General features: G+C 49.2%; 3 protein-coding genes. 2 read left to right on the top strand and 1 reads right to left on the bottom strand.

Features of this window, described 5'->3' with window-relative positions; translation table 11 throughout:
- A partial coding sequence (locus FJZ26_05580) for a DUF4175 domain-containing protein (protein MBM3229878.1) occupies nt 1–138 on the bottom strand: 138 nt, incomplete at its 3' end.
- A 116-nt stretch (nt 139–254) separates the two neighbouring features.
- Here FJZ26_05580 and FJZ26_05575 point away from each other — a divergent pair.
- Complete coding sequence (locus FJZ26_05575; protein MBM3229877.1) at nt 255–1193, top strand: hypothetical protein; 939 nt, start codon at nt 255–257, stop codon at nt 1191–1193.
- 71 nt (nt 1194–1264) lie between these two features.
- The coding region (locus FJZ26_05570; GenBank protein ID MBM3229876.1) for a hypothetical protein at nt 1265–2391 on the top strand (1127 nt) is incomplete at its 3' end.

The raw sequence follows: 2391 nt of genomic DNA, 5'->3' as shown, positions 1-2391 counted from the left end.
CCCAAACCCCGGCAATGCAACAAACACCCCAAGCCCCGGCAATGCAACAAACACCCCAAGCCCCGGCAATGCAACAAACACCCCAAGCCCCGGCAATGCAACAAACACCCCAAGCCCCAACACGATCCATTTTCCCATACATACATTTCAAAAAAGCGGGGAGATTTGCAGTCTTCATATCGCTTCTCATCTGCGCACTTTTGCCAAATGCGGCATTTGCCCAGTCAACAATCATGCCCTGGCAAACTGTCGCCATGTTTGCCCTGACAATATCCTTTTGCATTGTCGGCTTGATTTACATTGCTGGAAACGCCATGAATTCTGTTGAGCTGAAAACCTATGCCCATGACGAACTCTACCAGGTAATCATGTCCGGCATACTGGTAGTTCTTTTCCTTGCTTTCCTGTCGTTTTTGGATACGGGCCTTGCCCCGGGCCTCTCGCAAGCCACCGGTGGCACAAGCTCGCTTATGGTCTCTGCAATCAACGTTACCGACGTTGCAGTCACAGATATGAAAGGATACCTCAAAGGCTTTGAGGGCCTTGTCACCGCTGTTGGCAGGGAGGGAAGCAGGTCTGCATATTGCAGCTTCCTGGGCCTTGGCATGACTGTTGTGTCCTGCTCAGCACTCAATTCAATGAGAGGCTCGCTTACAATGGGCCTCAACGCAATCTCGTTTGCGCTTGCAGACCTATACGCCCAAAAATGGATTTTGCAGATAGCAAACACCACCCTTGTCTCTGTTTTCCTGCCACTTGGCATTCTGCTTCGCACACTCAAGTTTTCAAGGCAGGCGGGAGGCGCGCTTCTGGCAATATTTTTCGGTTTCTACATTGTCTTTCCCACAACAATCATTTTTGGCTATCAGCTCATCTCCTCAATGTCAAGTGTCACCTATTCATACACCATAGGCTCGACAACAATGCTTTACACCCTGGTTTCTCCATATCAGAATATTGCCATTGGCGTTCCAACCTGCAACCCATTCAACCCGGAATATGGTCCCATTAACAATTTTGCAGCCAAAGTCTTTCAAAACCCGTCATTTTACGAGCCTGTTGTTTTCCAGGTAATTATCCGCTGCGTTTTCCTGACAGCACTCAACCTTCTGATAACCCTTTCATCAATACGCGCCATTTCATCATTCTTGGGCTCTGAAATAGAAGTTTCAGGCCTGGTGAGGATTGCATAAGGGAGTTCTGGCCCGATGGGAATTTCATAAGAGAACAAAGTCTGACCAATACGTTTGCGAATGTGAGTTTCATGCAAAATGCAAAAACCTGCCCTAAGCAACATGGCTTTTTGCCGCAAGTCCTGCGGGCATTGCCAGTGCTTTTCTTGCTGCAGCTGCTGCTTTTGCCAGGCTCTAGTTTTGCAGCCACTACTTTCACTACCACATCAACCAACTACTGCGATACAAGCACGCTTCAGTCTGTCCAGGGACTTGCCTTAATAGGAATTACAATAACTGGCATTTTCATTGCCCTTATGTACATGCTAGGCGAGACCCTTTCCAACCCCCGCCTCCTGGTTTGGAGCAAAACCGAAGTTGTGCAGGTGTTCTTCTCTGGCATTCTCGTAATTCTCATTGTCACAAGCCTTGATTTGACCTGCAAGCTCAACGTCGGTGCGCTGATACAGGTTTCAAACTTGACTGCGGCACAAGGCGCAGGCGTCTTGGGCATAACCTCAGTTTCCGAATCCACAAGCCTAATGGATGCGGCCAAAAATTATACCGCATTTGTGCGCTGGTTTGACCACAAGGCAATGGTGCAGATACGCTACAACATGGCGCTAATTGAGCTTAGGGCGGGCAAGTCCAGGTGGGAGTGCGGCTCTGACACAGGCGGGGTAATTGCCTGCCTAATTGGCGGGGCAGGGCAGAGCTTTTCAGAGTATTCCGGCGAGTATTCAGTCCTAAGCATCTTTGGCGCCCTGCTCAATGCAACTACTGCAAGCTATCTTTCTGCGATGTTCATCCAGTTTACCCTGCACTTTGTGACTGACGGGTTGTTTGCTATTTTCCTTCCACTTGGCATTGTTTTGCGCTCAATACCCTTCATGCGCGGCCTTGGCGGGGTTCTTATCGCACTCACGCTTTCGATGTATATCTTCTACCCGCTGCTGCTTTTTGTAAATGCATTAATCTGGCTTCCCTCCTATGATGCAATGATTGCAGGCATACCTGGTGTTTATGAGCACACGCACGTCTGCGACGGCGTTCTATGTATACTTGGGTGCAACGAATCACCTCACACTTCGGGTTCTAGTTCAAAAGAGTGTGGTAAAGATTCAGTGAGCTTGGGGGCATTTGCAATTTCTGTGGATGAGGAGGAGCCTTTTGGGACTGCGGGCATTTTCAGCGCAGTGATGGGCACTCCGGACACCTA

This window comes from Candidatus Parvarchaeota archaeon, from assembly GCA_016866895.1.
In the GTDB taxonomy this organism is placed as follows: Archaea; Micrarchaeota; Micrarchaeia; order Anstonellales; family VGKX01; genus VGKX01.
Note: the sequence above shows the minus strand (reverse complement) of the source record. Positions and strands in the feature narration are given on the sequence as shown.